This window comes from Paraburkholderia kirstenboschensis (assembly GCF_032806925.1).
Lineage (GTDB): Bacteria > Pseudomonadota > Gammaproteobacteria > Burkholderiales > Burkholderiaceae > Paraburkholderia > Paraburkholderia kirstenboschensis.
The window spans coordinates 89,916-115,458 of record NZ_CP136511.1; the positions used below are offsets into that span (position 1 = coordinate 89,916).

General features: G+C 58.4%; 28 protein-coding genes and 6 pseudogenes. 18 read left to right on the top strand and 16 right to left on the bottom strand.

All coding sequences use genetic code 11. The features are described 5' to 3' along the window. Window positions 1-27: 27 nt before the first annotated feature. Together RW095_RS00445 and RW095_RS00450 are read right to left on the bottom strand one after the other, a co-directional pair. Window positions 28-750, bottom strand: coding sequence for an ABC transporter ATP-binding protein (locus RW095_RS00445; RefSeq protein ID WP_317015787.1), 723 nt, complete (start codon window positions 748-750; stop codon window positions 28-30). Window positions 751-754: 4 nt separating this feature from the next. After that, window positions 755-1,528: an ABC transporter permease gene (locus RW095_RS00450; RefSeq protein WP_317015788.1), complete on the bottom strand. Its 774-nt coding sequence runs from the start codon at window positions 1,526-1,528 to the stop codon at window positions 755-757. Window positions 1,529-1,850: 322 nt separating this feature from the next. On the opposite strand from RW095_RS00450, the gene RW095_RS00455 reads away from it, so the two are divergent. The 3 genes from RW095_RS00455 to RW095_RS00465 all read left to right on the top strand — a co-directional run bounded on the left by RW095_RS00455 (window position 1,851) and on the right by RW095_RS00465 (window position 3,262). Beyond that, a complete protein-coding gene (locus tag RW095_RS00455) occupies window positions 1,851-1,979 on the top strand; it encodes a hypothetical protein (protein WP_317015789.1) in 129 nt (42 codons plus the stop codon). 173 nt (window positions 1,980-2,152) lie between these two features. Next, a complete protein-coding gene (locus RW095_RS00460) occupies window positions 2,153-2,521 on the top strand; it encodes a hypothetical protein (protein WP_317015791.1) in 369 nt (122 codons plus the stop codon). Window positions 2,522-2,695: 174 nt separating this feature from the next. Further along, on the top strand, window positions 2,696-3,262 hold the full coding sequence (locus RW095_RS00465; protein WP_394365021.1) for a BPSL1445 family SYLF domain-containing lipoprotein: 567 nt from the start codon (window positions 2,696-2,698) through the stop codon (window positions 3,260-3,262). 315 nt (window positions 3,263-3,577) lie between these two features. Here RW095_RS00465 and RW095_RS00470 read toward each other — a convergent pair. The 3 genes and pseudogenes from RW095_RS00470 to RW095_RS00480 all read right to left on the bottom strand — a co-directional run. Then, window positions 3,578-3,745 (bottom strand): annotated as a pseudogene (locus RW095_RS00470) (integrase core domain-containing protein); the annotation flags it as partial. 86 nt (window positions 3,746-3,831) lie between these two features. Next, on the bottom strand, window positions 3,832-5,076 hold the full coding sequence (gene ltrA / locus RW095_RS00475; protein ID WP_317015792.1) for a group II intron reverse transcriptase/maturase: 1,245 nt from the start codon (window positions 5,074-5,076) through the stop codon (window positions 3,832-3,834). Between the two features lie 546 nt (window positions 5,077-5,622). Continuing rightward, window positions 5,623-6,335, bottom strand: a pseudogene (locus tag RW095_RS00480) (IS3 family transposase); the annotation flags it as partial. Between the two features lie 85 nt (window positions 6,336-6,420). Between RW095_RS00480 and RW095_RS00485 the strand changes: the two are divergent. Then, window positions 6,421-7,521 (top strand): IS110 family RNA-guided transposase, encoded by a 1,101-nt coding sequence (locus RW095_RS00485; RefSeq protein ID WP_317015794.1) that lies wholly within the window; start codon window positions 6,421-6,423, stop codon window positions 7,519-7,521. Between the two features lie 331 nt (window positions 7,522-7,852). Here RW095_RS00485 and RW095_RS00490 read toward each other — a convergent pair. Together RW095_RS00490 and RW095_RS00495 are read right to left on the bottom strand one after the other, a co-directional pair. After that, window positions 7,853-8,113, bottom strand: a pseudogene (locus RW095_RS00490) (transposase); the annotation flags it as partial. Between the two features lie 24 nt (window positions 8,114-8,137). Next, on the bottom strand, window positions 8,138-8,464 hold the full coding sequence (locus tag RW095_RS00495) for a hypothetical protein (protein ID WP_317015795.1): 327 nt from the start codon (window positions 8,462-8,464) through the stop codon (window positions 8,138-8,140). Window positions 8,465-8,920: 456 nt separating this feature from the next. Between RW095_RS00495 and RW095_RS00500 the strand changes: the two genes are divergently transcribed. Further along, the gene (locus tag RW095_RS00500) at window positions 8,921-9,142 is read left to right on the top strand and encodes a hypothetical protein (RefSeq protein ID WP_317015796.1); all 222 of its coding nucleotides are present in this window, start codon (window positions 8,921-8,923) and stop codon (window positions 9,140-9,142) included. A 151-nt stretch (window positions 9,143-9,293) separates the two neighbouring features. Here the strand turns inward: RW095_RS00500 and RW095_RS00505 are convergent, their stop codons facing one another. After that, on the bottom strand, window positions 9,294-10,958 hold the full coding sequence (locus RW095_RS00505; protein WP_317015798.1) for a hypothetical protein: 1,665 nt from the start codon (window positions 10,956-10,958) through the stop codon (window positions 9,294-9,296). Between the two features lie 506 nt (window positions 10,959-11,464). Continuing rightward, window positions 11,465-11,629 (bottom strand): annotated as a pseudogene (locus RW095_RS00510) (restriction endonuclease); the annotation flags it as partial. A 518-nt stretch (window positions 11,630-12,147) separates the two neighbouring features. Between RW095_RS00510 and RW095_RS00515 the strand changes: the two are divergent. The 12 genes and pseudogenes from RW095_RS00515 (at window position 12,148) to RW095_RS00570 (ending at window position 20,244) form a co-directional block, all read left to right on the top strand. Further along, the gene (locus tag RW095_RS00515) at window positions 12,148-12,765 is read left to right on the top strand and encodes a hypothetical protein (protein ID WP_317015799.1); all 618 of its coding nucleotides are present in this window, start codon (window positions 12,148-12,150) and stop codon (window positions 12,763-12,765) included. 139 nt (window positions 12,766-12,904) lie between these two features. Then, the gene (locus tag RW095_RS00520) at window positions 12,905-13,249 is read left to right on the top strand and encodes a hypothetical protein (protein ID WP_317015800.1); all 345 of its coding nucleotides are present in this window, start codon (window positions 12,905-12,907) and stop codon (window positions 13,247-13,249) included. A 330-nt stretch (window positions 13,250-13,579) separates the two neighbouring features. Beyond that, a complete protein-coding gene (locus tag RW095_RS00525; protein ID WP_317015802.1) occupies window positions 13,580-14,269 on the top strand; it encodes a tyrosine-type recombinase/integrase in 690 nt (229 codons plus the stop codon). A gap of 87 nt (window positions 14,270-14,356) precedes the next feature. Next, window positions 14,357-14,605 carry an AbrB/MazE/SpoVT family DNA-binding domain-containing protein gene (locus RW095_RS00530; RefSeq protein WP_317015803.1) on the top strand — a complete coding sequence of 83 codons (249 nt, stop codon included), beginning with the start codon at window positions 14,357-14,359 and terminating at the stop codon, window positions 14,603-14,605. Continuing rightward, a complete protein-coding gene (locus RW095_RS00535) occupies window positions 14,599-14,919 on the top strand; it encodes a type II toxin-antitoxin system PemK/MazF family toxin (protein ID WP_317015805.1) in 321 nt (106 codons plus the stop codon). Before RW095_RS00530 ends, RW095_RS00535 begins: the two co-directional genes overlap by 7 nt. Window positions 14,920-14,931: 12 nt before the next feature. Beyond that, window positions 14,932-15,378: a Fis family transcriptional regulator gene (locus RW095_RS00540; protein WP_317015806.1), complete on the top strand. Its 447-nt coding sequence runs from the start codon at window positions 14,932-14,934 to the stop codon at window positions 15,376-15,378. Window positions 15,379-15,441: 63 nt separating this feature from the next. Then, window positions 15,442-15,657, top strand: a complete 216-nt coding sequence (locus tag RW095_RS00545) for a hypothetical protein (RefSeq protein ID WP_317015808.1) — start codon at window positions 15,442-15,444, stop codon at window positions 15,655-15,657. A gap of 352 nt (window positions 15,658-16,009) precedes the next feature. Then, window positions 16,010-16,549 (top strand): hypothetical protein, encoded by a 540-nt coding sequence (locus RW095_RS00550; protein ID WP_317015809.1) that lies wholly within the window; start codon window positions 16,010-16,012, stop codon window positions 16,547-16,549. A 119-nt stretch (window positions 16,550-16,668) separates the two neighbouring features. Further along, window positions 16,669-17,004, top strand: a complete 336-nt coding sequence (locus RW095_RS00555) for a hypothetical protein (RefSeq protein ID WP_317015811.1) — start codon at window positions 16,669-16,671, stop codon at window positions 17,002-17,004. Between the two features lie 14 nt (window positions 17,005-17,018). Next, the gene (locus RW095_RS00560) at window positions 17,019-17,219 is read left to right on the top strand and encodes a hypothetical protein (protein ID WP_317015812.1); all 201 of its coding nucleotides are present in this window, start codon (window positions 17,019-17,021) and stop codon (window positions 17,217-17,219) included. A 22-nt stretch (window positions 17,220-17,241) separates the two neighbouring features. After that, window positions 17,242-18,818, top strand: a pseudogene (locus RW095_RS00565) (IS3 family transposase). A 694-nt stretch (window positions 18,819-19,512) separates the two neighbouring features. Continuing rightward, window positions 19,513-20,244: an IS6 family transposase gene (locus RW095_RS00570; protein WP_317015814.1), complete on the top strand. Its 732-nt coding sequence runs from the start codon at window positions 19,513-19,515 to the stop codon at window positions 20,242-20,244. A 59-nt stretch (window positions 20,245-20,303) separates the two neighbouring features. Here the strand turns inward: RW095_RS00570 and RW095_RS00575 are convergent. The 7 genes and pseudogenes from RW095_RS00575 to RW095_RS00605 all read right to left on the bottom strand — a co-directional run. Then, window positions 20,304-21,038, bottom strand: a pseudogene (locus RW095_RS00575) (two-component sensor histidine kinase); the annotation flags it as partial. Beyond that, on the bottom strand, window positions 21,014-21,679 hold the full coding sequence (locus tag RW095_RS00580; RefSeq protein WP_317015815.1) for a response regulator transcription factor: 666 nt from the start codon (window positions 21,677-21,679) through the stop codon (window positions 21,014-21,016). The pseudogene RW095_RS00575 and the gene RW095_RS00580, both read right to left, overlap by 25 nt. Before the next feature lie 21 nt (window positions 21,680-21,700). Then, entirely contained in the window at window positions 21,701-22,459 is a 759-nt protein-coding gene (locus RW095_RS00585; protein ID WP_317015817.1) for a COG4705 family protein, read from the bottom strand. 14 nt (window positions 22,460-22,473) lie between these two features. After that, window positions 22,474-22,926 (bottom strand): hypothetical protein, encoded by a 453-nt coding sequence (locus RW095_RS00590; RefSeq protein ID WP_317015818.1) that lies wholly within the window; start codon window positions 22,924-22,926, stop codon window positions 22,474-22,476. Window positions 22,927-22,954: 28 nt separating this feature from the next. After that, the gene (locus RW095_RS00595) at window positions 22,955-23,737 is read right to left on the bottom strand and encodes a COG4705 family protein (RefSeq protein WP_317015820.1); all 783 of its coding nucleotides are present in this window, start codon (window positions 23,735-23,737) and stop codon (window positions 22,955-22,957) included. A 69-nt stretch (window positions 23,738-23,806) separates the two neighbouring features. Continuing rightward, the gene (locus RW095_RS00600; RefSeq protein ID WP_317015822.1) at window positions 23,807-24,403 is read right to left on the bottom strand and encodes an undecaprenyl-diphosphatase; all 597 of its coding nucleotides are present in this window, start codon (window positions 24,401-24,403) and stop codon (window positions 23,807-23,809) included. Between the two features lie 56 nt (window positions 24,404-24,459). Then, window positions 24,460-24,795: a PepSY domain-containing protein gene (locus RW095_RS00605; protein WP_317015823.1), complete on the bottom strand. Its 336-nt coding sequence runs from the start codon at window positions 24,793-24,795 to the stop codon at window positions 24,460-24,462. A gap of 183 nt (window positions 24,796-24,978) precedes the next feature. On the opposite strand from RW095_RS00605, the gene RW095_RS00610 reads away from it, so the two are divergent. Continuing rightward, window positions 24,979-25,161, top strand: coding sequence for a hypothetical protein (locus RW095_RS00610; protein ID WP_317015825.1), 183 nt, complete (start codon window positions 24,979-24,981; stop codon window positions 25,159-25,161). Window positions 25,162-25,543: the final 382 nt, after the last annotated feature.

The following is a 25,543-nucleotide window of genomic DNA, read 5'->3' on the forward strand; positions in this document are numbered from 1 at the left end:
CGGCGCGTAGCGCGCCCAATGCCAGTTTCAATGCACGTCCCGGCGATCGATTTCGCTCACCCGTCCGTGCTCAAGGCGCAAGTAACGGTTGCAATAGGTGCGTATCAGTTCGTGGTCGTGCGAGGCAAACACAAAGATGCCAACGGAGCTGATGAGCTGCGCCATGCGTTGCCGCGCCTTTTCCTGAAACTCGGCGTCGCCTGCACCGAAAACCTCGTCGACGAGCAAAATGTCCGGACGCGTGGAAGTCGCAACTGCGAACATCAGACGCGTCGCCATTCCGGAGGAGTACATCCGTACCGGCAATTGCAGGAAGTTACCTAGTTGCGTGAAGCTTTCTATTTCGCTGACGCGCGCCTTCGTCTCGGCGATGCTCATGCCAAGCAGCACACCCATACGCGTGATGTTTTCGTAGCCGGTCAATTCGGGATCGATACCCGCGCCGAGTTCCAGCACGGTGGCGGTCTTGCCTTGACGCTTGACGGTGCCATTGGTCGGCTTGTAGACCCCGGCCATCGTGCGAAGCATCGTGCTTTTGCCCGCTCCGTTGTGACCCACGAGTCCAACGGCGTCGCCCTGGCGCAGGTCCAGCGTCACATCCTGCAAAGCCGTGACTACCTGGATGCGACCCGACTCCGCATCGAGCCGTCCGCCCGTGCTAATGCGCACGAGGTTATTGCGCAGCGATTTGGTGCGATTGTTGTGAACCGGGTAAGAGACCGTAACCCGATCGAAAGTGAGATGTGTCATGCCGTCAGATCCAAAATGCGATGCGGGAGTGAACCCGGTGAAAGAGCACGAGCACGAGCGTCCAGCCAACCACGGCCATGACTACATTCGTCCACACGACGAAGCTCGGCGGTGCGCTGCCGAGTAACGGATAACGCACGATCTCAATCAGATGAGATAGCGGATTGAGCCAGAGCAGGCGACCACTAATCGGCAAATAGTTCGGGCGGTACATCACAGGGCTGAGAAACATCAGCAGTGGCATGACCGCGGCAATGAGATACTCGAGGTCGCGAAAGCGCGCGCCCAGAATACTGAGCAGGAAAGTGATCCACGCGAGATTGAGGATGACGAGAAGCAGGCACGGCACGACCAGCAGCGTGTTCCAGCCGACGGGCACTGCGAGCAGTACCGCCACCACGACAAAAACCGGCGCAGTGTGCAACAGGTTAATGAAATGCTTGGTGACCATCTGCACGGGGTGAATGGACAGCGGCACATCCATGTTGCGGATGATCCCGGCCTGGCGATTGAACGTGGTCGGTGCTTCGGTAATGCATCCTGAGAGGAATTGCCAGACGATAAGCCCGCAAGTCAGTGCTGGCACAAAGGTGGAGCGGTCGAGCCGAAATAGCTCGCTCCAGATATAGCCTAAGCCAGCGGTTCCGAGCAACGTTCCGAGTGTCAACCACAAAGGGCCAAGTACCGTTCTCTTATAGCGGGAGCGCACGTCGCACCACGCCATGAAGCCGATAACGGAGACGTTATTTAATAGCCGCTTAAGGTCGTCCGCGACCACGGTCGTTCGATGACCGGTTCGATACGACACAGGGTTATCGCTTGCTGGCATCGTCGGCCTGTACTTCTTTCATTAGTGGTGCAAGTTTTCCGCGCAACGCTCGTGCGGGGTAAACCCGCTGCATCGCGCATGACCTTTTGCATCGCCTTTCCATCTGGACGATTACCGATAACGGCAAAAGCCGGGAAGAAGTGCGGGCTCTGCTCATGCGGCGCGTGCCGCGATTTCAACACAGCACCTCGTGTGCCTGGAATAGGCTACCGGCGGGACTTTGGCGGCGATGCGCTTCTCTCAATCGTCGGACGAGAGGATGGCGATCGCTATGATCGACAGTGTGGCGGGGATCGTCGTTATTGCACTCGGCGATGCAAGGGGAATTGCCCGGACACGTGACCATTCCGCCGGTGTGTCGGTTGTCGCCGTGATGTTGGTGAAGAGTTCTTCTGCCTAGCAAACAGGACAATGCTCGTCGGCTTCGCTCTGCAAAATCAATGTCGGCGCGCGTACTTTCTCCACGTAGCTGAGCGGCGACAACTCACGCATGGCGTCTCGCTTGACATCCGGCTTACCGTACAACGGGGCGCCCCGTTGGGCATGCGCCCCGGATCACATATCGATTCCGGCATGTTCAATCACTTCATTCAAACCTTCATTGATGCCCAAACCGCAGCGTGGCGTCATTACACCGCGATTGCCGCGACAGAAAAGCGCCTGTTTGGCCAGAGCCACGACCCTCCCGTGCCCGTGCCAACTACCGCACAGCTGGTCGACGTGCTATGGCTTACGTACAAGACGCTGGCCACGCGTACCATTTTTATGGCGCGCGACGAATTTGCTGTCGGGGCGAAGCGGCCGTTGATCCATCGCGCGGCAATTTTCAACGTGGCCAGCTTCGATATCGAGCGTTCGCTTGGGCTGGTCGAAGTCCCCGACTTCGATCAACCTGCCGAACAAGATTCTCGCGGCGGAATACCAGACGGTGTTGCCCGATGAGGCGATGATCGTGCAGGAGCTGGAGCGCACAACAGCGGAACTGGAGCGGCGTACCGGCGCTTCGTAATGTTCGGTCCCGATGCCTGACCGATCCCATCCCGGTCATCTGAGACGAGGCCGCGACCCGGTAACCCATGCAACAACGACGGAGGTAGCGATGAACAGAAGAGGTTTGTGCGGACGGGCGCAATACTAGTTGGCGCGGGTCTTACGCTCACGGTCTCCCTGGGGGCGGTAAGCGATGCCATTGCCAACGAGTCCAACGGTTCGAAGCGGCGAGCGATCGATGCAAAGGTCCACGGGACCCTGTCGAAGCTGTACGCGAACGTCAGGGGTTCCCGGGAATTGGTCGACAAGGCGAACGGTGTGCTCGTGTTCCCATCGGTGATCAAGGTTGGCTTTGTCGCCGGTGGCGAGTACGGCGAAGGCGCATTGCGCGTAGGCGGGAAATCCGTTGGCTACTACAGCACGGTATCCGGGTCATTTGGCCTGCAGGCAGGGGCTCAATCGAAGGCCGTTATCTTCCTGTTCATGACCCATGATGCGCTCAACAGCTTTCGCCGTTCCAAAGGCTGGTCGGTCGGTGGAGAAGGGTCAGTCGCGCTCTTGAAGGTCGGTGCGCACGGTGCGATCGATACGACAACGGCAACCGCACCAGTCAATGCGATCGCGCTGACCAATGCCGGTCTGATGGGAGATGTGTCGCTCTCGGGAACCAAGGTCTCGCGACTCAAAATTTGAGTGCGGCGGTGGCCGCGTTCGTTTTGCGAGGCTTCGGGCGGATTCGTGAGCCGAATGGCGGTTTGGGCAATCGTACTTTTCGTGTGGAATCTGGCGGTAGTCGCATGCAGAGCCGCTTGCAAAGGCTCGGCGGCTCCGCGGCTCTTGCGCCATCGGAGAGTATGCAAATCGTTGATCGATAAGGGGCAAACCGTCAGAAATTGCACAAAAAGTACGAATACCCCTGCTCGCTGTGCCTTATAAACTGGTCTTTGAGAGGTGGCGTCGTTCGTCCGGACAGGATCTGCGAGTTTTTAAGTGGAACTGCTGAGGCAATCAAGCTGCCGATTTTATCGCTGGCAGCGTGGCGAAGTATGCTTCATCCGGTGTCTGATCGGCCAACCTCGAATGAGGCCGATTCTGGTTGTACCAGTTCAGGTAATTGCCGATTGAGCGGCGTGCGTGGCCGACCGAGTCGTACGCTTTCAAATAGACCGGGTCGTACGCTTTCAAATAGTTGAGTAGCCCGGCGGAGTCGCACCGCCAGGCCCTCCCAGAACTGTACGTGAGCCTCTCGACTCATACAGCTCCTATCGTCCAGCCGTGGCTCCGAGCGTCCAATGCGCGAACAGGGTCGGGCGCCGCGTTTTGAGACGCCGCAACCAATCCCATGCCCGCAGCTTGTGCGTCCGGAGTTTCTTATATTTGCGCTGAGCCCAACGCACAATGAATGAATCCAGTGTGCGCAAGGCCCCGCGAAGAGCGGAAGGCCGAAACCGCCCGTAGTAGCGAACCCAGCCCAGAAGTACGGGCTGCGTCCATCGGGCAACTTCGACAAGTTCAAGGTCATTGCGACTGTGCAGCCGCCACCGCCGCATTCGCAACCGCATCGATTTGGCCGCTTTGTCGCTGACCGCAGGGGCGAAACTAACGAACAGTGCGCCAGAGCGATTCATCGAACTCCGGGGCCGGAAGCAGTAGCCCAGGAAATCGAAGCGTTGCACTGGATAGCTGCCGCGTCGGTTATCGTCCTTGCAGTAGACGATTTTGGTCTTCTCCGGATGAAGCTGCAGTTTGCACGCCGCAAGCCGGGCATCGAGCTCTGCTCGTAGTTGCCTAGCTTGCGTCTCGCTCTTGCAGTGGCAAATGACATCGTCGGCGTAACGCTCAAATAGAACGCCGGGATAGTTCCGCGACATCCATTGATCAAACGCGTAGTGCAAGAACAAGTTAGCCAATATAGGGCTGACGACTGCCCCTTGTGGTGTTCCTCGATCCCGCGAGACCAGAGCGCCATCGGGCATACAAACCGGGGCGACCAGCCATCTCTCGACGTATAGCAGCACCCACTTGCAGTCCGTATGTTGACGTAGCGCTCGCATCAGAAGTTGATGGTCGATATTATCGAAGAAGCCTTTAATATCAAGATCAAGCACCCAGTCTGAGCGCCAGCAACGCTGACGCGCGACTGTGAGCGCCTGATGCGCCGAGCGGCGCGGCCGATAACCATACGAGTCGTCATGGAACACTGGCTCCAGAATCGGTTCGAGATATCGCCGTACCACCATCTGCGCGATGCGATCCGACACGGTCGGAATTCCCAACGGCCTTGTCGTGCCATCAGCCTTTGGGATCTCCACGCGCCGGACGGGGGGCGGAATGTAGCTGCCCGAGGACAGCCGGTTCCAGAGTCGATAGAGGTTATTACTCAAGTCCTCTTCGAACCGGGCAATCGATTTTCCATCGACGCCCGCCGCACCGCGATTTGCCTTCACCCGCTTGAACGCTTCCCACACTTCACGTTTGGAAATATCAAACGGCTTTGCCTTATCCATGCGAGTCCTCCCCTTGCGGGTTGCCCACATGGTCAGGCCGGACGACGGCGTTCCTTCGGTCCAGCTCCATTACAGAGCCTTCAACCCTACTACGAACGCCTCCGCCCCTGTGCCCCGCATCGGTACTCTCACCCTTGCGAAGGCTATCCGCTTGGGCTTCTCCCTTAGCATCGGGACGACAGGTTCCTACGTTCCTTACCAAAGCCTGGATCAAGATCACGCCGCCTTCATGCCGGAAGCCGGTTGGGCAGTAAGCAGGTATGCCCCCAACCTTTGTCGCGGGATAGAAGTCAAGATCCCGGTTTCGACTTCAGTTAATACGTTTCGACACGTCATCAGCGGTTCACTCACGTTCGTCTTCCTGATCCTCACCTGACGGAGTCGAGCTCCGCCTTTTCCAGCAACGCTCACCACAGAAGCTCTTAACTCCCGCAGCTTGTGGTGGTTTGAAGCCTGCTCCTGCAAGCCGACTCGGAGGGGCCCACCCTCATCTTTGGTAAAGCATCGCAACTGTTCAAACCTCGAACCATCGCGTTCGTAGCACACAACCTCTTCATATTTGACGCTGCGCCACACCCGTTCGACGAACACGTTGTCACGCGAGGCGCCTTTCCCATCCATCGACAGGAGAACCTTCCGGCTGAGAACCGCGTCGGTGAATTCGGTTGCGGTGAACTGGCTTCCTTGATCCGTGTTGACGATTTCAGGCAGGCCGTATTTCGCAAACGCTTCCTCCAGCGCCTCGACAGCATGGCAGCTCTCCAGCGTGATCGCCACCCGGTGTGCCAACACCCGGCGGCTCGCCCAGTCTACGACGGCCCTCAGATAGACGAAGCCTCGCGCCATCGGGATATAGCTCGTATCGAGCGCCCAGACCTGATTGGCCCGATCGATCTTCAGTTGCGCAGCAGGTACGGCCAGGTCCTGTGGGCTGCATGCTTGCGGCTCGTGTTTGGCTTGCGATACAACGCCTCGACGCCCATGCGCTTCATCAAGGTGCCAACGTGCCTGCGCCCGACCGTGGTACCTTCGCGACGCAGCAGCCGTGCCAACATTCGCGCCCCGGCAAATGGATGCTCGAGGTGAAGCTCGTCAATTCGGCGCATCAATTTCAGATCCGCTTCGCTGACCCCACGCGACTGGTAATCGGCACTCGAGCGGCTTATGCCTAACAGCCGGGCCTGTTGCGTCACCGGCAGGGCGTGATCACGATCGATCATCGCCTTACGCCCAGCAGTCCCGCCTTGCTGAGCGCGCTTTCTAAGACATGATGGCCTTCAGGGAAACGCGACATAGGCGTTCGTCCGATAATCGGACGACCTTCACGGAACGGCGGAGACAGTCATGGACAAGGTCAAGCTTTACGTCGGTCTCGACGTACACAAGGACTCGATTGCAATCGCGTTCGCCACGGCGCATTCACGGAGCGATCCTCAGTTCGTCGGGACGACCCGCTACAGCGTCATTTCGCTATCCAAAGCGCTCTCGAAGCTCGGCGAACCATCGCAGATCAGCATTTGCCACGAAGCAGGCCCCTGCGGGTATGGGCTAGTTCGGGCACTGCGCGAACAAGGGTATCACTGTGAAGTGGTTGCTCCATCGAGGGTCGCCCGCCGACCGGCTGACAGAATCAAGACGGATCGTCGCGACGCACTACTGCTAGCGAGACTGCATCGGGCCGGAGAACTTGTTCCAGTTACCGTTCCCGAGCCACAGGACGAAGCCATCCGCGACCTGGTTCGTGCCCGTGAGGATGCCGTGACCGATTTGCGCAGGGTGCGACAGCGGCTGAAGTCCTTCCTGCTTCGCCATGGTCACGCATATACGGGTAGTCGCTGGGGGCCGAAACACGAGCTCTTTCTTTCAAAGATTAAATTCGAGGATTCCGCCCAGCACATCGTCTTCACCGAATACCGGATGGCGGTGCGGTTCGCCTCCGAACTCGTCGAACGCCTCACGCAGTCGCTGCGTGCCCACGCCGAAACCTGGCGTTGGCTGCCGATGGTCAAAGGCCTGATGACCCTGCGCAGCATTGATTTCATCTCCGCACTGACCATTGTCGCTGAACTTGGCGATTTGCGACGCTTCCCGCATCCACGCGAATTCATGAGCTACCTGGGACTTGTCCCTTCGGAACACTCCAGCGGGAACACAAAGCAACGCGGCGGCCTGACGAAGACGGGCAACACGCACGTCCGAAGGATACTTGTCGAGGCAGCGTGGAATTATCGGTTGCCCGCGAGAATCGGCGAATCGCTACAGCCTCGGCTTGAGGGACAACCTCGACATGTCATCGACATCGCCTGGAAAGCACAGGTTCGTCTCTGCCACAGATTTCGTCGGCTTCGCGCACGAGGTCTTCACCAGAACAAGACGTGTGCGGCAATCGCGCGTGAACTATGCGGATTCATCTGGGACATCGGAACGCGACTGCAGCCAGTCTGAACATCTCCGTAGATCCTCATCGATTTATTCAATACGGAACTGCTATCGCGAAACCATTATATTCCACCTGATCGGTAACGCGGCACTGGGCGCGATGTGGGGAACCCTCGAGATTTTTTTGTGAGCACGCGACTGCGTGATCTCCGTGGTTAAGAGCGAGGCAGCCCCGTGACGGAAAGATGAAATGCGGTAATCAGCCCGCGGATATGAGCTTGATCCATCGTCGATAAACAGCCCATGTGTCGCGTTACCAATCAGGTCGGATACGTTGACGTTCGAGATCGCGGTAGCGAGAGATACGCTCGTCCTCCTTGCAAAAACAGGCCATATGAAAATCATTCTCCAACGTCAACTGCCCGATCTTCGCGTGCAACACCTTCACGTCGATTGGCGGTGCAGCTGGGGCCGCGGTGCCCGCGTCGAACACATCGGCAACCCGCTCCTGCAGCTGCTTCTTCCAGTCCGTGATCTGGTTCGGATGGACATCAAATTGCTGGGCCAGCTCTGCCAGCGTCTTGTCGCCCTTCAGCGCTGCGAGTGCCACCTTTGCCTTGAACGCCGGTGAGTGTGTCCGTCGGTTTCGTTTCGTCATCTTCTGGTTCCTTGTCGCCGGCCATTATGACCGACTCACGCCCCAGCTTTTCCGCTCAAGGAACTGTCCGAATTCCCGGAGCCACCTCTCGGTGCTAGCAGTCCTGAGATCGTGCCGGTTGAACACCGCATCGTAGAAGTTCACGACTAGCGCGCGGTTGCGCTCTTCCTGGGCAATATCGCGAGCGACCGGATGAACCGGCGCGACGCTATCTTCGGCGCGGGCCACATGGCTCGCGATCAGCACAAAGAAAGCAGCGGCGGCTGCCGCGCGCTGGAGCAGGGGGGTTCTGTTTGGCATGACGGTCCCCTTCTTTTCGTTGAAAGCCGGCGGCTGCAAGGACTTCAGCATCCGCAGGTGGCGACAACGAGACGGATCTTGCCGGCGCATCCACGCCCCCGCGCCGAACCCTATACGCATGGCGACGGGTACGCCATGTCGCAGTCTGCGTCGACGACGCGAAAGCCGAACGCCAACGTCTGCTCGAACTCGGCTTCGCACCGAACGCTCATGACGGCGAGATCGGTGCCGAAGGAGGGATGCAGGAAGCGCCCGTATTCGAAAAGGTCACAATGGGGATGTCGTGGCAGTTGCCGATCGGACCGACCTGATCGGCACGTTTTGAACGGCAAAGCCTTGCTGGATAAGGATGTGCTGCAACGACGATACGGAGTTTGACGGACCGTCGTCAGAACTTGGCAAGTACTTGATTCCATTGATGGTGCGTTGCGGCTACACGTGTGCATTCCTAGCCCATAACGAAGCCTCAGAATCAACCGGTCTTACTCGCGCGAAAGGAGACCGCCTATGGACAATACACAGGCAAAATCTGCGACTGAGCGTTATGAAGCTTGTCGGGTCATCGATGAAGGATGTTCTCGTGCCATGGCTGCGTGTGTCGACATGATCGACGCTGTTTCGGCCATCGGCGTAAGAACCGAGCTGCACGCTGTTCGCGATGCATTGCAGCGCCTCCGCGCTGCCGCTGCGGCAACACATGACGAGATGGCCAGGATCAGGATGAACTGATCAGTTACGCCGTCTTGTAAGCAGGTCTGCCACGCCGGTAGAGACTCCCCATGATCCTGAGAAGCCCGCGATTCAAAAGCAGGTAACCCAATTACCCGTTCATGCGGCAGCGCGGACTCGCGTCAGTTATATTCGCCGTAGTTGCTGACCGCTATTGCAACCAGTCCCGCAACTCGTGCGCGGAGCAACTCGCTCGCAGTCCTTCCCTGACAAATCTCAAGCTCTGTTGGCTGCTGGTATAAACGGGGAAAGGCGTGCATACGACACCGAAAATCTCTTTGAAGGCTGAAAAGTCGAAGTTGTCGCCGGTAGGTTCACGATTGAGTCCTTCTACAACCGAATCCCATTGCGTCACTGCTTCGTCAATACTGGATCGCTCATTCTGGACGACACGGTAAGTACCCCGGTCGTATTCACGGTCGTAGATCCTGCTCTTGCATGAAACAATCAATAGTACTCCGTCCCTTGCTGCCAAAGCATCGATGTCCGTGAGTCTTTGGCCGGCACGCCGAAGTGGTCGCCCGCGAAGTTCCCTGATGGCTGGCGGGGGTGCCCAAGGTGACCGATCAATAATCTCTTGACACTGGAATTCGAACGCTGCCCCGCGCACGTTGCCCAGCGTTGGCGCCCTAGACATTTCGAGTCTTTGCAGAAATGCGTGGGAGGAGCCAGTAATGTCGAGCAGGTACTGCTCCGCGCATCGGCGACAAACGTTGCCAGCTATTAAGGGCCACGGGGACGCGTTGACCTGGTTGACGTCCTCCAGCCATTCGGCAGCCTTGGTAGACCATCGGAACCCCGGTGTTTCTCTTGTGAGTATGGCTGCGACTTCTGGAAGATAGGCGTCGAATAGGGCTTCTAGCCGCTTCGCACCATAGAAGAAGTAGCCCTGTTGTAGGATGGACCCGAACGCCCAAGGGGCCTGTGTCATCAAAGCAGGCAACATGACGAGTAGTTGGATTAGCGGTGCGACATCGCGCAAGTACTCGGGCGACCCAGCTTCACCATCAAAAGGCTGGAGAACATTCCGTAAATCTAATGCCTTGAGCATATGACGCGCCTCCACCGTCACTTCCATTTGAGCGCCATTAGCGTCCGGGTATTGGATGGAGGGGTAGTAGCTCGGGTGGCAGCCAAAGGACAAGAAGGCGGTCAGGCCGAAGCGCTCAGCCGCTTCCACGAAATCCGAGGAACTTGGCTCGACAGTGGCCAAACCAAGACCTGAACCGAAGAATTCATGTGAACGGTCGTGCCGCTGATCATATATTGCAATCGCATTTTCAACGTCGGCTGGAGTCCTCGCGACTAGGATCGGCTGACGTGCATCAAGCGTTGCACCTTTGCCTACGCGTCGATAGAGAATATGTAGCTGCGAAAGCAGTTTTACCCGACCGACGAACGAGGCGACATGACGGATAGCAGCGTCGTCAACCTTGAACGTGATTCGGGTGGCTAACTCGCTCCGGTCCTCCCTAGCGAAGGCTGACGACATGATCTCCGCAAGGAATCTATCGTATCCGATGGTCGTGCCATAACTTCCGGAAAAGAAGGCATCCGGCGCTCTCCGCAAATACCATAGCCAGCGTACGCCCCCATACCCTGAATGTGCACGCTGAATATGCTCTTGCGTGGCTGCTATGAATTGCTCCAGGTATTCAGCCGCTTCCACGCCGATAAGGTCAGCTTGGGGTGGGTGATTTTCCTTAAAGATTGCGAGTGCGGTGTTAATCGCGGCCTTACCTGAAAGCGCGTGCCATTGTTTAGAGGTCACACGGCGAAAGGCGGTAACAGCAGGATCGACGGCGAGGGGAGGCATGCCAAGTAACGTCCATTTATTTTAGGTCCGGCAAGATGATCCCATGGCTAAGGTGTGTTTGTCAGTTGGCTTGAACGTTAAGGTGATTGGACACCCAAAATATGCAGGTGCGCCCACGCGAATTTGGGACTTGATTGCCGAGGACGACGTTCGACTGCCACTAAAGGCAGTGTTCGGCGTTGCGCTCTCATTGGCGCTGGATGGTGAGGTGGATACCTTTCTTTCCAGTTCAAGGGGCTCGATCCGAAAACGGCAGCCCTCGGTGCTATGCGGTGTTCATGCTACGCCGTGATTCGGCCGGACGAACGCTCCGGCAGTTCACGCCGGAGCGTTCGATAAAACGAACGTTTTACCGAACGCGACTTGGCGCGGCCGTCGCAAACCGGCCACAGTTGCAGACGTTGAACCAAGCCCTATCGCAGACATCCGAAGATTGGTTCCGATCTGACTACGGACGCTCGACGGCCGTTGCGTATGTCGCGTCATCGACCTGTTGACGACGGCTGCTACTCGAAAAATTCCTCGTCAACCTTCTTTAGGTGGAGGGTTTCCTCAACACGGCAGCCGACGTTGTACCGAATCATCAGCCGGGCCAGTTGGCGGCCGTCAATCAGGACGATGCGTTTGCTTAGGAACTTGGCAGTTTCACGAGCTGAGGGAGAGAAGGCCGAGGTGGTGTTGAAGTCCTTAAAAACTGCTAATCGTGTCCATAGATTACGCTAATGTAAGACTGTCGACGTAGGCCGGTACTGATGCGGCTATGTCGCGCCACAGACTGCCGAGATGGACATGTACCCGGTGCGTATAGCGGCACGGCCACCGCGAATCGCGGTGCACCTCGCCGACCTCTTCCACGAGCCGGATGGCTGGCCGAACGCGATCTGCAAGCACCTTCCAGGTCAGTCTGCGGCCGCGGAACTCGTCGTGACGGTCCGCCCAAACCCCTGTTGCGATACTGCGTTGCGCGATCGGATTGCGCAACGCGTCAAAGAGGATCCTGACCGTTTCAGGAGCATAGTCAGGTTGGCGCATGTACGCTGTGGCGTACGCAGAGATCTGCACGCTGTTCAGTCCTGCCCAAGGTAAAGCGCGGCCATGTACTCCAGCATGCCGCAGCACGCCATCCGGAAAATAGGCATGCGTGACGCCTGCCTTGCCCGGTGGCCTGATTCCGGTGTGACATATCTTCGTGTCCTTCTCGAACCCTGCCCGGCGCCGCGAGCAATCGGCCGACCGGCTGAGCGCGGCGCGGGATCGTGAGGCCATCTGGCGCGATGAAGCGACTCGAGACCCGGTTACCGATCGCGTTGCCCAGCTGCTCGGTATGTCGACGGGCAAGGTAGACCTCGCCGTCGGTATCGCATTCGGGGCGCTGCTTGAGGGTGTTGCATGCCTTGGATGGCTACTTGCACTGCAGGAAAACCGGCCCGGCAGTCAGCCGGTGGGGACGGACAGTAACGCGACAGTAGCGCCCGGTAACGCAGCAGTTCGCGCGAGTCATGAGCAGTTGATTGCCCCGACTGACGCCGGTTTGCCGGGTCCGAGTGGCGTGACTGCCAGTCACACTCCGGTGGCGACCGGTAACCGCGATGACGCGACCGCAAAGGCGCACGACAAGAAGGTCACGATGCTGGTGGCCAGGACCGTCAGCGCCGATGTCGCGCGCATCGCTGAAGAGGTAGCTGCGGGCCGCTCGCGCGGCACGGTCGCCGAGATCCGCAAGTTCTTCCGCTGTTCACAGGCGAAAGCGATGACGCTGCGCCGGCAGCTGGCCGAAGCAACGCTCGAGCAACCGTACGCGGCCTGATCCCTGTGGCCACTTTCCAAGGTCAAGAAAACTGGATTAGTTGCCGTTAGAAAGAGGTCGCATACCGGCGCATCGTTGCGCACGGTCTTGGCAGACCTGATCGCTTGTGACAAATTGAATCGAGGAACAAAGGATGCAAATGAAACAAGCTCTGTTTGCGCTGACAACCAGCGTGATGGTGTCGGCGGCGGTCGCGCAGACGCCGGCCGGAATAGCACAAACCGTCTCGCCAGATCACTACCAGTCAATGCCGCCGGCGGAGCGACAGATCTATGTGGCTGGTGTACTAGACGCGGATCGCGTGTTCTTCCAGCAAACGCAACCCGTGTTCGCGGCGTGTCTGAACCGGGTCACGCTCGCCCAGGCGACCGACGTTGTCGACAAGGGGATCACGAGCCTGAAGCCGGAATTGCGGGCGTCGATGCCGCTCGCAGTCCACAACGCGCTGATTGAAGCATGCGATCGAGGCTATAAGATGCCATGACGTGGATCGCATGGCTATTTCGCATGCGAAAACGGGCCTGAAGAGGCAGGGCAAACTGCTGGCATAACGCCGCCTCTCTCAGGTTCTCCTCGGAATTGGCAGAACTTTTAACCGACCCTTACCGGTCGGGTTTTTTTGCCCGTTCGCCAGGCACTGCCGTCTGACGGGCGCGCATACCTCCTTCAATTATTCATCCGTGTTGTTCATCTCGGTGGGCAACGTTCTTTCCGAGGAAGTGAGCATTCGTCTGCGTTAGACTGGAAAGGAGCGCCCGACGCTTTTTTCTCTCGTAACCGGCTCGATTTTCGAGCGTATTCCGAGACAGGAAACATGGAACCCAAACGCGCCAAAGTCCTTACTCCCGCCAAATTTCGCCATCTGCTGCGCGTCACTGAGGCGACAAGCCGATTCCCCGAACGCGACACCCTAATACTTCTATTCGGGATTGCATGCGGTATGCGTGTCATAGAAATCGCGCGCATCGAAATCCGCGACGTGCTTGCCAGATCGGGGACGAGGCGCGAAGAAGTCAGCTTGCGTGGCTCGATCACGAAGGGTGGCCGCCCTCGATGTATCTATCTGTCGCACGAGCGCACCATTGCTGCGTTCGACCGCTATATCGAATGGCGCTACCAACGCGGTGCGGGCGCTGCCTTGGACCGCAGGGAGTATCGCGGCCTCATGCCCCACACCCGCCTAATCCTCACGCAGAAGGGCGGCGCATTCGAGTTGAGCGTTAAGCGGCGGGTCAACTTTGGTGGTGAGACCGTCGAATACCTCGCGGCCGACAGCCTTCAAAGCTATGTTACCGGTCTGTACCGTGCCGCTGGTCTCGGTGCGGGACACAGCAGCCACAGCGGGCGCAGGACGTTCGCGAGCCGTCTGGTAGCTCAGGGCCACTCGCTTGACACGGTCCAGTTGCTGCTTGGTCATTCACACCTCGACCACGTGGCTCCGTATCTTGAAGTCACCGAGAGCGACATGAAAGCGGCACTTGCCGCGATCCACGATGGCCTGTAGGCCGATAGTGACATGTAGCGGCCAGCGTAATAACATTGTGTTGACGTGACATGCACAATGGCATAACATTGTACTTACGGTGAATTTATGAAAACGACGATTCGCAGGATGGGTAATTCGCAGGGCGTGCTGATTCCAAAGCCCGTCCTCGCGCAGTTGGGACTGGACAACGAAGTGGAAATGGAAGTTGAAAACGACGCGATTGTGCTTCGTCGCCCTCGTCAGAAGGCTCGCGAAGGTTGGGCTGAGGCGAGCAAGGCGCTTGCTGAGAGCGGTGACGACGCGCTGGTGATGGGCGAGTTTGACAACGCCGACGATGCGGAGCTTGCATGGTAGTGCGCGGCGAAGTCTGGCTCGTTGCGCTCGATCCGACGCTGGGTAGCGAGATTCAAAAGACGCGGCCCTGTGTGGTGGTATCGCCGCCCGAAATGCACGACCATCTGCGAACGGTCATCGTCGCACCGATGACTTCCAAGGGACGCCCTGCGCCGTTTCGCATACCCGTGACGTTCAAGCGGAAACAGGGGATGATCCTGCTGGATCAGATTCGCGCGGTAGACAAGGTGCGACTGGTAAAGAAAGAAGGCGCGATTGCCGATAAAACGATGTTGGACACCCTGCGTACCTTGCAGGAAGTGTTCGCGGAATAGGAAAAGCAATTCATGAATCGTCCTGGCAATCGAAACTCACGACCCTCGGGGCTCGCGAAGCAATCCCGCCATAAGAAGGCGCTCTTTCTGCCGATGGATCGCGGGACGGCAGATGAGTTGGTCCTTCCTGTCAGAATCGCTTTTGAGCGGATACGCCAGGGGAAGGTTGATCGGGACGCGGCGGTATGTATGGCAGAGATACTGTTGCTGACGGGATTTTTGACAGAAGGCGGGTTTGGGCGACTCGATGCGTCGTTCCTGGACGATGTCGAAAAGCGGCTGCTGAGTGATATGAATCAAGGCAGCGTTGCCGGCGAATGGAAATTCGCGGCTGAGTTAGTCGACGCACTTGTCGTCGTCGTCAATGAATACGACAGGCTCGTGCGGGAGACCCGGCTCCAGGCAATTGTTGAGGCAAATCAAAGCTTCGCGCGGCTGAGGCGCACGGCTACGAATTAACCGGGAAAAGCACTGGCGCGCGCTGCGCGCACCGCGACGGCCGGATGCCGATTGGAAGCTATCATGGGTAAGCAATACTTGACGGTCGTCATTGAACTACCGGACGATCAGGAGCAGCGGAACGCTGTGAAGAATGCTTTGCCTCTGTTTGAAGACTTTCACGGTGGATGGGTCACGGCGATGTATCTTGGGGACGCAATTACCGAGAACGAACTGTTCGAGAAAGAGGCAAAAGCGAAAGTAACGGCGCGCGTGCGACGAACCGCAGCCGGTTTGTGAGAAGGAAAAGAACCAAGGGACGGCGAATTGAATGGCCAAGTATTCGAACGAAATAATGAAGCGGTTTGCCACTTACGGGCCACCTGACGGATTTTGTGCCATATGCAGAGACTTCGGTTCGCTCACCAGGGATCACGTCCCGCCAAAGAATTGTGGCAACGTGCGTGATAGCGTAATACAGCATCTATTTGGCAACGGCCTAACCAGTCCAAGCGAGGTTCGAAGCAAGCCATCCATGTCCCAGAGCGGGCTACATTTCAGAACCGTATGCAACGAATGCAACAGCACGCGGCTTAGGATTCACTACGACCCTGCCCTGGGATCGGTGGTTCGGCAGGTTCATGCATGCTTCATGAATTACGCCGCGAGCGGCCTGTCTCTCCCCAGGATTCAGTTGTTTGATTATCTTCCCGATCGATTTGTGAGGTCGATCGTAGGGCATCTGTTGGCCGCCAATGCGGTCAACGACGTCCGATCGAACGGAGTGGCTCCCCCAATCGATTCCGCACTTCGAGCCTATTTTATGGATCCGAATGCGGCTTTCCCTGCGAACATCGATATCTACTACTGGCTGTATCCCTATCGGTGGCGCATAATCTTAAAGCACGGCGCCATGGGTTTTGCCGGATCGGCAGGCGATATCATGTATGGACACGTTTTCAAGTTCTTTCCATTCAGCTTCTGGTTTGTCAAGAACGATCTTCCGATGAAGAACTGGAAGATCACTCTACGAAAACTAAATACCGATCTCTCGTCCGATCTCGACGCAACTAATCGCCTTGCCGTCGAATTCCGACCGCTACAGTCACCGAATTTCCCGGAAGCCCCAGAAGGAGATCGAATGTGGCTAGTTAATGACGATCTAGCCTCCCGCACTGACGACCGATCGTAACTGGCATCTCGGGAGACCGACCTTCGCGAATGACGCACATACCCGGCGGTGCGCCACCCCCGACGACGGAAAAGCCTCCATCGCCCACTGCTGCGTAAGCATCTACTAATTAGCAGACCATGACCGTTCCGACTCTCTACACCAGTAAAGAAATCGCCGCACGGCTCTTGCCAGACGCCGATGATTGGACCGCAAGGCACGTTGCAACCGCAGTAGAAGAACTTGCGGCTTCGCGTGTCCAGCGGCATCAGCTTTCGGCAAAGATCGACCGGAAGGCCGTTGTTGAGGAAGTGCGTGAAATGAACATGTCGATTGACAGTTGCGACCGCATCGTTGCGCAGTTGGAGCAGGTATTTTTTGTTTGCGAGTGGACCATGCCGAACTTCGATGCGGCCCTCGCGGGGTTTCAGCTGACGACGTTGCTGAAACTCGATTTATCGAAATCGGTTAGCTGACCCTCGGAAGAGAAATGAGCCAGGTTGATTCTGACGAGCTGTGGAAACGCCATCACGACGGACAGGACAAGTACACCTACTTCCTTTTGGCCGCTGCTGGTGCGGCGATAGGATACGCGCTGCAAAAGGCGGATGGAGACAAGCTATCGATGTGGCTCATCCCTTTTTTCGGTGCCCCCGGTGTCACAATAGTTGTCGCCTCTGAATTTTCTTAAATTGAAGAGTCAGAGGTGCAGGTTGAAGGAAAAACAAACGTATTCTGTCGAGTTCAAAGAGCAAGCGCTGTCGAAAGTCCTGCAGCGCGGAAGCCGCACCGTTGGATCGGTGGCCGACGAATTGAACATGAATTTACTGACATTAAGGAAGTGGATGAGAGGTAGCGCCGCTGCGAACCGGAGCTCGGACTCCGGACATGCAAAACGTCCAGAAGACTGGTCGCCGGAAGAACGGCTGCTGGCTTTGCATGAGAGCCACGGCCTGGTCGACGAAGCACTGAACGCGTGGTGTCGTGAGCGGGGGCTGTTCGCTCATCATCTCACCCAGTGGCGGATGGACTTTTGCGCCGTCGGCAGGACCGGCGCTCGGCGTGAGAACGCCCAGGATGTACGGGATCTGAAGCAAGCCAACGTGCAATTACAGCGCGAATTGAACCGCAAGGAGAAAGCGCTAGCGGAGGCGGCGGCGCTGTTGGTGCTGCAAAAAAAGTATCGTGCGCTGTTCGAGGGCGAGGCCGAATGACGGGCCTTGAAGAGCGCAAAACATTGATCGGCCTGATCAGCGAGGCGACGCTGGCCGGGGCTCGCCAGGCGCCCGCGTGTGAGATGCTGGGGCTGAGCGCACGGACGGTTCAGCGTTGGCGAGGCGGCGAACCTGACGCGGTGGACGGGCGCTCGTTACGACACCACCAGCCATCTCACAAGCTGAGCGCCGAAGAACGCACCGAGCTGCTGGCAGTCGCGAACTTAGGCGAGTTTGGTCATTTGCCGCCGAGCCAGATCGTGCCTCGACTGGCTGACCAGCAACGCTATATCGCCTCGGAGTCGACGTTCTATCGGGTGCTGAAAGCCGAGAAGCAGCTTGCCCATCGGCGCAGTGAACGGCCGGTCAAATCGTGCGGCAAACCACGAGCGGTTCGCGCGGACGCGCCGAATCAGCTTTACAGTTGGGACATCACGTACTTGCCGGCGACGATCCGCGGGCAGTACTTTTATCTGTATCTGTTTATGGACGTGTTCAGCCGCAAGATCGTCGGCTGGCAGGTCTACGCCGAAGAGAGTAGCGCTCAGGCCAGCGAGGTGCTCAAGGATCTATGCGCGCGTGAGGCGATACAGCCCAACCAGGTAATTTTGCACTCCGACAACGGCGGCCCAATGAAGGGCGCCACGATGCTTGCCACCTTGCAGACCTTGGGCGTGATGCCGTCGTTGAGTCGCCCCGCCGTGAGCAACGACAACCCCTATTCGGAATCGCTGTTCAAAACGCTGAAGTACCGGCCCGCTTATCCGTTAGAGGCGTTCGATACCCTGTTCGCAGCCCGCACCTGGGTTGCAGAACTGGTGCGCTGGTACAACCACGAACACCGCCACAGTGCGATCCGTTTCGTGACACCGGCCCAGCGCCATGCGAATCTTGATCAGGACATCCTCGAGCGCCGCAAGGCGCTCTACGAGGTTGCGCGCGAACGTCATCCGCTACGATGGAAAGGTGCCACGCGGGACTGGCAGCGCGTTCATGTCGTGCATCTGAATCCCGATCGTGCTGAGCCGACCGTCGGCATTCGACGACCCCGTAACCAGGAATTAAAAGCAGCCTGAATTCAAAACGTCGAGGCGACAACTAGCTGGAAAACTTCCGCGGTGCGATCTTCGCATGGGCACTTAGCTTCCTTTTCGGATGCAAGCATCTGCACTGGATGCAGACATCGCTATACGCCAATTTCAACCTCTTGAAGCTGCGTGAGGGAACGCACACTGATCAACCACCTCCAGGTGCGTTTCTAGGCGCGGCGGTTAGTGGCGTCCTCTCAGCGCTCGAAAGTAACTCCGAAAGGGCACATCGTTATAGCCGATGGCAGTTCGCCGCGTTTGTTCTAGGTTCTGCGAGCTTCGTAGGCTGGCGTCTGTTTGCTATGTATCGACTGACTGTCGCTCACTGATAAGAAAAGAGGAAAATGATGAAACCGCAAAAATGCGCCCACGTTTTGGAACGATATTACGGTCACAATCAATGAGATTGAGGTAACCGGTTCATATAGCATTGATAAGCCAGACTGGATGACAGTCAGGATGACCGTAAGCGCTCAATTTGGCACACGGGACCGGTAAAGTTGCGTGGCGATAGATCTGCGCTTACCGCGTCGCGGTAATCGGCGCGAGTCGTGTTAATACGGTTGTTGGATCAAGCGATTTCACGCGCTGAATCCGTAGGCTTCCAGAAGTTGAACGGCAGCAGGTCAGTGATATCGGCGGCACTGTCAGGTTGCTGGAGATGTGGCGGTAGAATGAAGCGATGAAGAAGACCAAATCGCTTTATCACGGCCACCGTTTCCCTGCTATCGTCATCAGCTGCGCCGTTCGCTGGTACTTCCGGTTCAGCCTGAGCCTGCGTGACATCGAGGAGTTGTTGCTCGAGCGTGGCGTCGTGGTCACGTACGAAACGATCCGTTGCTGGTGCGACAAGTTTGGCGCTGGATTCGCTCAGTGCGCCAAGGCGGTGCGGCGGAAGCCAGGCAGCACCTGGCATTTAGATGAGATGTTCGTGACGCTGCGCGGTGAGCCGTATCTGTTGTGGCGCGCGGTCGACGAGCATGGTGCCGAACTCGACGTGCTGGTGCAAAAGCATCGCGACAAGGCCGCGGCAAAGCGCTTCTTTCGGCGGGTGCTGCGTTCAAACCCGGTGCCGCGCAAAATCGTTACCGACCAACTGCGCAGTTATCCGGCGGCGAAGGCTGATATTCCTGAGCTCGCTCAGGTAGAGCACGTTTTCGTCAAAGCGGCCGCACGCGTAAACAACCGCGCCGAGAATAGCCACCAGCCAACCCGTAGGCGCGAACGCCAGATGTGTGGCTTTCGCGATGCGCGTCGCACGCAGGCTTTTCTTTCATGCTTCGGCCCGATCCGTCAGCACTTCGCGCTTCCAAGACATCAGATGAACGCTGCACATCATCGCGCCATACTAAAAGAACGCCTCGGCAATTGGCATGATTGGACTGTCTCTGCCGCAATCGAGACAGTTATCTGATAAGGATAACTACGCGTATGCCGCATAGTTGGCCTACAGCCGCCAACTTGACAACGCCGTGGCGAGCGCAGCTCGTGCGCCGCATCCGCCACAAAGCGGCGCTGGGACTCCATCGACTGGCCGACACGGGTGAGCAGGCGATTGATCGCTACTGCGAACGGGCGCACCTCGACCGGAAGGTGACGGTCTTCGACGGGGTGCAGTTCCTGATCGGCACGCCGGTCAATTTCCTTGGAAAGCGCCGCAATGGGCCGGAACGTCTTGCGCACCAGGTCAGCGACGATTAACAGCAGCACCGGCACGAGGATCAGGAAGGGCATTACGGTACGTAGCGCCCGATCGCGGGCGATTTCATTACAAAAGCCGGATTCCTGAGCCACGGCAATGCGTTCACCGGCAGCTGTTGTCTTGACCAGCACGCGGAATGTCTCGCCACCGACCTCCAGCGTATGCAGCCCATCGGCCAAGGTTTTCGGGAGTGGGAGTGTTCCACCAGCATCCACGCCTGCCGCAGAGGGATTGGCCTCACCCAAGCGCTGGACGATTACGCGCGATTCTTCATCGACATCCTTGAGTCGGGCATCGGTGGTGGGAGGGGCCGGAGACAGGCGCTGCCGATCCGTGAGCTGCGCCACTTGGCGCAGAACATCGTCCTTTAGTTCGTGGGCCTCGTTGAAGGCCGACAGGAACGAGAAGACACCGGCCACGATGGCCACCACGAGGATGGCCAGTGACAGGGTGAAGGACAGCTTGAGTTGAACCGATTCGTTCAAGCGCCTTTTGAGACCATCCATCCGACCCCCCTGACGTTTTTGATGACCTCGCTGCCGAGCTTGCGTCGCAGCGCGTGGATCAGATATTCGACGGCATTGCTTTCGACCTCTTCCCCCCAGCCATAGATGCGATCCTCCAGCTCGCTGCGCGAGAGAATGGCCCCGGGTCGCACCAGCAATGCTTGCAGCAGCGAGAACTCGCGGTTGGACAGTTGAAGCGGAGAACCGCCATGGACTCTGGCCTCTTTGGTGGCCGGATCGAGCAACACTACGCCGTTGCTGAGCACGGGCGCTGCCGTTCCGCCTTTGCGCCGCAGGACTGCGCGCATCCGGGCCAGCAGCTCCGCCATCGCGAAAGGCTTGAGCACATAATCGTCGGCCCCACCGTCCAGGCCGCGCAGACGATCATCCAGGCCATCGCGCGCCGTGATGATGAGCAGGGGAATCGGGTTAGCCTTGACGCGGATGCTGGCCAGCACCTCCAGCCCATCCTTGCCAGGGAGGCCCAGATCGAGAAGCACCAGGTCGTAGTGCTGGCAAGCCATTGTGGTGAGCGCAGTTTGCCCATCCTTCACCCAGTCAGCCGCATAGGACGCATCCTTCAATGCGCCCTGAATGGCTCCACCGATCATGGGATCGTCTTCGACCAGCAATACCCGCATCTCCCTCCTTTCAATCGTTGTTCAATGCGTCGTCCTGGCCGCCCGCTGCCTGAACAGCAAGATTGCCGTCAGCATGAAAGCGAGCAGCGTGGCCGATGCCGAATAGCGGCTCAGCGCCAGACCACCCGCGCTCAGCGGCTTGTCTAGAAAGTCGCCGACCACAGCGCCCAGCGGACGGGTCAGAATGAACGCCGCCCAGAACAGCAGCGTGCGGGACACGCCGGTCCAGTAGTAGGCCGCCACGACCAAGGCGAGCAACCCGCTGAACACGACGGTCGCGCCCGTGTAGCCCAAGCCCGCCGTATCAGCCGTCCAGTCACCCAGCGCCGTGCCCAGCGTCTGGGAGAACATGATCGTCAGCCAGTAGAAGGCTTCCGCCTTGGGTGAGCTGACAGTGCTCACCGACACAGAGCCGAGGGTGCGATGCCAGACAAATAGCGAGCCGAGCAGCAAGGCTAGCAGCAAGGTCGAACCGCCAGCGTACCCGATTCCGAGCGAACGATCTGCAAAATCGGCCAGCGTCGTGCCGACCGTGGTAGTGGCGATGATGGTGGTCCAGTACAGGAAGGGATGGAAGCCTTTCGCCTTGACCTGTGCGATCACGGCGGCCAGGAAGATCGCCGCGAAGATGCCGGTGCCGACCAGGTAGCCTAGGTGCATGGACATCGAGACGGCATCGCCGCCGGTTTCGCCAAGCGTAGTGGCGGCAATCTTGATGAGCCAGAAGCCCAGCGTGACTTCGGGCACTTTGGTCAGAGCGTGTTCAGTGGATGTTTTCATGGGGAACTCACTCATCAGGCCTTGCCTTGCAGCGTGTCGAAGGCTGTCAGTAAGTTGGTCATGGCCGCCTTGCAATCAGCCTGGTTCGGCGAGTCCGCACGCAGGGCGGCCAACGCCTTGTCGATGGCTTTATCGAGCACATGCCAGTCGTCGGCGGCTCGCGGCTTCAATCCGGCCTCGGCCGAATCCCAAGAGACCTCCAAATCCTTGATGCGGGTCTTGGCGGCGGGTAGATCACCCTTCTCAACGATGGCGGCTACGTCAGCGGCGATGCTGCGGAAGGCCGATAGGTCGCCCAGTTTGGACGCAGTTTTGCCCTGCGGTGCCGAGGCAGTCTGGGCCGGTGTGCTAGGTGCTGCGCTCGCGTTGATCTGATCGGCCGGTTTGGAACAACCAGCCGCCAGGGCCAGGAGCACGACTGCCGACACGGCGGCCACAGGACGAGCGATTGAGTGCTGCATAGGCATGATTTCTCGTTGAGAGTTAGAAAGAGGGTTACTCGGCGGGTTGGGCAGAGCGGCTTGCGTTCATGCCGATCTGTGCGACGGCTACGAGCATGATGATCACCGAGAGAAACAGGGCGCTTGTCCACATGGCACCCATGCCGAGGCCGCCATAGGTCTTGGCCTGCGTCAGCAGATCGCCGAGCGCGGCCCCGAAGGGACGGGTCAGGATGTAGGCGATCCAGAAGGTCAGCACGGCGTTGCCGCCCATGCGCCAAGCTGCATAGGTGATGGCGATCAGCCCACCGAAATCCACCGCGCCCCAGGTAAAGCCCAGGCCCAATGCCTCGGTAGCCAAGTCGCCGGCAGCGGTGCCCAGCGCAAACGTGCAGAGGATGGCCGCCCAATAGAACAGCTCCCGGCTGCGCGTCACGATGTCGTGGATGGACAGGGTGCGCTCGACCCGATACCAAACGAAGAAGATCGCGGAGAGCGCCACGGCGAACGCCGAGGTGCTGATGTACAGGCTGACGCCCAGGCCATCGGTCAACAGGTCGGTGATCTGGGTGCCGACCACGCTGACCAGCACCACCGTCATCCAGTAAATCCAAGGGGTGTAGCGGCGGGTGCGCAACTGCGTGACCAAGGCGGCTGCCAGCAAGGCGGCCATGACGGTGCGAGTTACACCCTGGCCCAAGCCCGCGTTGACCGCCAAGAAATCGGCACCGGTCTCGCCCACCGTGGTGGACATGATCTTGATGATCCAGAACGACAGCGTGACTTCGGGGACTTTGTTGAGCCAATCTGTGAAGCTGGTAGCGGGCATTTTGTTCATGGTGTTCTCCTGCCGATGTGAAAGGGCTGGCCGTTAGTCTGACCAGACAGACTTAGCCCGGCCATAGGCTTACTCGCGCACCCATCCCAGCGCGATCAGCCTGCCGAAAATCCGGTGATGGATGCCGCTGGCAAGTCGGTAGATCGATCCCAGATACCAGCCCGCGACATGCAATGTCAGCCAAGCGCTGAACGCGGCGACTGCGATGGCTCCGAACATGTCGAAGGGGAAATGGACTCCCAGATAGATGCGGGCCCAGGCGATGGGTACGCCCAACAAGGCCAATGCGACGCCCGCGCGTTGCAGTCGTGGCTGAAGCAGGAAGCTGAGGGCGACTGCCCACCACAGCGTCAGGTGGTCGCTCGGAAAGGACGAATCGGCGGCATGGGGAATGAGGGTATGGCCCAGACCGATCATGAAAGGCCGTGGATGCGTCCATACCAAACCGATGAGCTGATTGATGAGCAACCCCATCAGACCCGATGCCGATGCAATGAGCATCGTTTTCCGAATGCCCTCGTTGCCGCGCAACCAGCCGATGCCGATCAAGGCCGGGATGGTCCAGATGAACCATTCCGCGAAGAAAGTGGCCAGCGTCACCACGAAGGCGTTCGGGTGTTCAGGCGCGTTAAGCCACAGAAAGAGTGTTTGGTTGAGATGTTCCATGGGGTCTCCGGGCCGGATCACTGCGTCAAGCGTGATCCGGCCACATTGGCGGGAGGTCAGTCTTGCTTGTCGTGGTCGTCATCGTGATCCGCCTTGTCCTCGGCAGACGAGATGACCGTGCCCTTGTCAGCATCGACCCGAACGTCGAAGACCTTGGCACGACTGACGACTTCCACGTCATAGACCCAGCCTTGTTTCGAGTTCTCATACTCGGCGCGCGACGCCTTGCCATTGGCGTGCTGCTCGGCAACGGTTACGGCCTGACTGAGCGGAATTTTGGCCTTGGTGATCGCCAGTGCGTCGTTTTCCATGCCGCCCTTGGCGGCGTAGGCGACCGCGCCGGTTGCAGCGATGGCGATGGCCAGGAGGGAAAGTTTGGTGTAGCGGTACATGATGCTTCTCTAGAAGAGTGCAGGGATTTGCACGGTGGAGAAGCTACGCAGGCAGACTTAGCTCGTACTGAGCCGGGCCGTCGCCGTTATCGCCGTGGATGGCAGGTAATGGGTTCAGGGACGACCTGGAAAACAGGGCGGACGGCCTGGTGGGCGGCAGCCGGGGTGACTTCATGGAAGCCCTTGGGGGAAGCGGTGTATGCGCGCGTGGCCAGTGACCAGCAGGACCGCATCATTGCCGCGTACCTGACGCTGCAGGCGGTGCTGGACGAAAACGTCGACAACCTCGACGACGAGGCCGACGCGGCGATCGAGAACGCGACTGGCGAGTTCCATGAGACGGTCGCCAGGATCCTGGGCGTGTAGCCGCTGGCACGTGGTGGTTTCACACAGTCCGATGGCCGCACGCGGCTAATAACAATCGCCCGTGTACCGTCACGCGGTTTGCCCCTCTGGACGTCTGATTACCTTCCGGCGCTGCAGGCGTGCTGGCGATCATTTCTTTTGATGGAAGAGACCCCGATGCTTGAATATCAGGGCAAGGTTATCCAGGAAGTCTCGGTTTGCACCTGCGACCGGTGCAAGAAACGCATGACGCCGGACGATCACGATTCCGGCTGGCCAGAATCCGCTCTCGATCCACCTCCTGCATTTCCTCACCGACGGGTGGGGGACGTTCATTTCGTTCCGCCCGATGAGCCTGCCGCTATCTAAAGCCCCAAATTGGTGATGCCCGTTGCGAAATATC

Coding starts and splice junctions, on each gene's coding strand:
- RW095_RS00460 (WP_317015791.1), top strand. CDS start 2,153: ATGTTCAATCACTTCATTCAAACCTTCATTGATGCCCAAACCGCAGCG.
- RW095_RS00505 (WP_317015798.1), bottom strand. CDS start 10,958: ATGCCTCCCCTCGCCGTCGATCCTGCTGTTACCGCCTTTCGCCGTGTG.
- RW095_RS00530 (WP_317015803.1), top strand. CDS start 14,357: ATGAAAACGACGATTCGCAGGATGGGTAATTCGCAGGGCGTGCTGATT.
- RW095_RS00560 (WP_317015812.1), top strand. CDS start 17,019: ATGAGCCAGGTTGATTCTGACGAGCTGTGGAAACGCCATCACGACGGA.
- RW095_RS00570 (WP_317015814.1), top strand. CDS start 19,513: ATGAAGAAGACCAAATCGCTTTATCACGGCCACCGTTTCCCTGCTATC.
- ltrA (WP_317015792.1), bottom strand. CDS start 5,076: ATGGATAAGGCAAAGCCGTTTGATATTTCCAAACGTGAAGTGTGGGAA.
- RW095_RS00535 (WP_317015805.1), top strand. CDS start 14,599: ATGGTAGTGCGCGGCGAAGTCTGGCTCGTTGCGCTCGATCCGACGCTG.
- RW095_RS00445 (WP_317015787.1), bottom strand. CDS start 750: ATGACACATCTCACTTTCGATCGGGTTACGGTCTCTTACCCGGTTCAC.
- RW095_RS00550 (WP_317015809.1), top strand. CDS start 16,010: ATGAATTACGCCGCGAGCGGCCTGTCTCTCCCCAGGATTCAGTTGTTT.
- RW095_RS00495 (WP_317015795.1), bottom strand. CDS start 8,464: ATGCTGAAGTCCTTGCAGCCGCCGGCTTTCAACGAAAAGAAGGGGACC.
- RW095_RS00520 (WP_317015800.1), top strand. CDS start 12,905: ATGAAACAAGCTCTGTTTGCGCTGACAACCAGCGTGATGGTGTCGGCG.
- RW095_RS00605 (WP_317015823.1), bottom strand. CDS start 24,795: ATGTACCGCTACACCAAACTTTCCCTCCTGGCCATCGCCATCGCTGCA.
- RW095_RS00545 (WP_317015808.1), top strand. CDS start 15,442: ATGGGTAAGCAATACTTGACGGTCGTCATTGAACTACCGGACGATCAG.
- RW095_RS00595 (WP_317015820.1), bottom strand. CDS start 23,737: ATGAACAAAATGCCCGCTACCAGCTTCACAGATTGGCTCAACAAAGTC.
- RW095_RS00500 (WP_317015796.1), top strand. CDS start 8,921: ATGGACAATACACAGGCAAAATCTGCGACTGAGCGTTATGAAGCTTGT.
- RW095_RS00580 (WP_317015815.1), bottom strand. CDS start 21,679: ATGCGGGTATTGCTGGTCGAAGACGATCCCATGATCGGTGGAGCCATT.
- RW095_RS00485 (WP_317015794.1), top strand. CDS start 6,421: ATGGACAAGGTCAAGCTTTACGTCGGTCTCGACGTACACAAGGACTCG.
- RW095_RS00555 (WP_317015811.1), top strand. CDS start 16,669: ATGACCGTTCCGACTCTCTACACCAGTAAAGAAATCGCCGCACGGCTC.
- RW095_RS00540 (WP_317015806.1), top strand. CDS start 14,932: ATGAATCGTCCTGGCAATCGAAACTCACGACCCTCGGGGCTCGCGAAG.
- RW095_RS00585 (WP_317015817.1), bottom strand. CDS start 22,459: ATGAAAACATCCACTGAACACGCTCTGACCAAAGTGCCCGAAGTCACG.
- RW095_RS00455 (WP_317015789.1), top strand. CDS start 1,851: ATGATCGACAGTGTGGCGGGGATCGTCGTTATTGCACTCGGCGATGCA.
- RW095_RS00590 (WP_317015818.1), bottom strand. CDS start 22,926: ATGCCTATGCAGCACTCAATCGCTCGTCCTGTGGCCGCCGTGTCGGCA.
- RW095_RS00525 (WP_317015802.1), top strand. CDS start 13,580: ATGGAACCCAAACGCGCCAAAGTCCTTACTCCCGCCAAATTTCGCCAT.
- RW095_RS00600 (WP_317015822.1), bottom strand. CDS start 24,403: ATGGAACATCTCAACCAAACACTCTTTCTGTGGCTTAACGCGCCTGAA.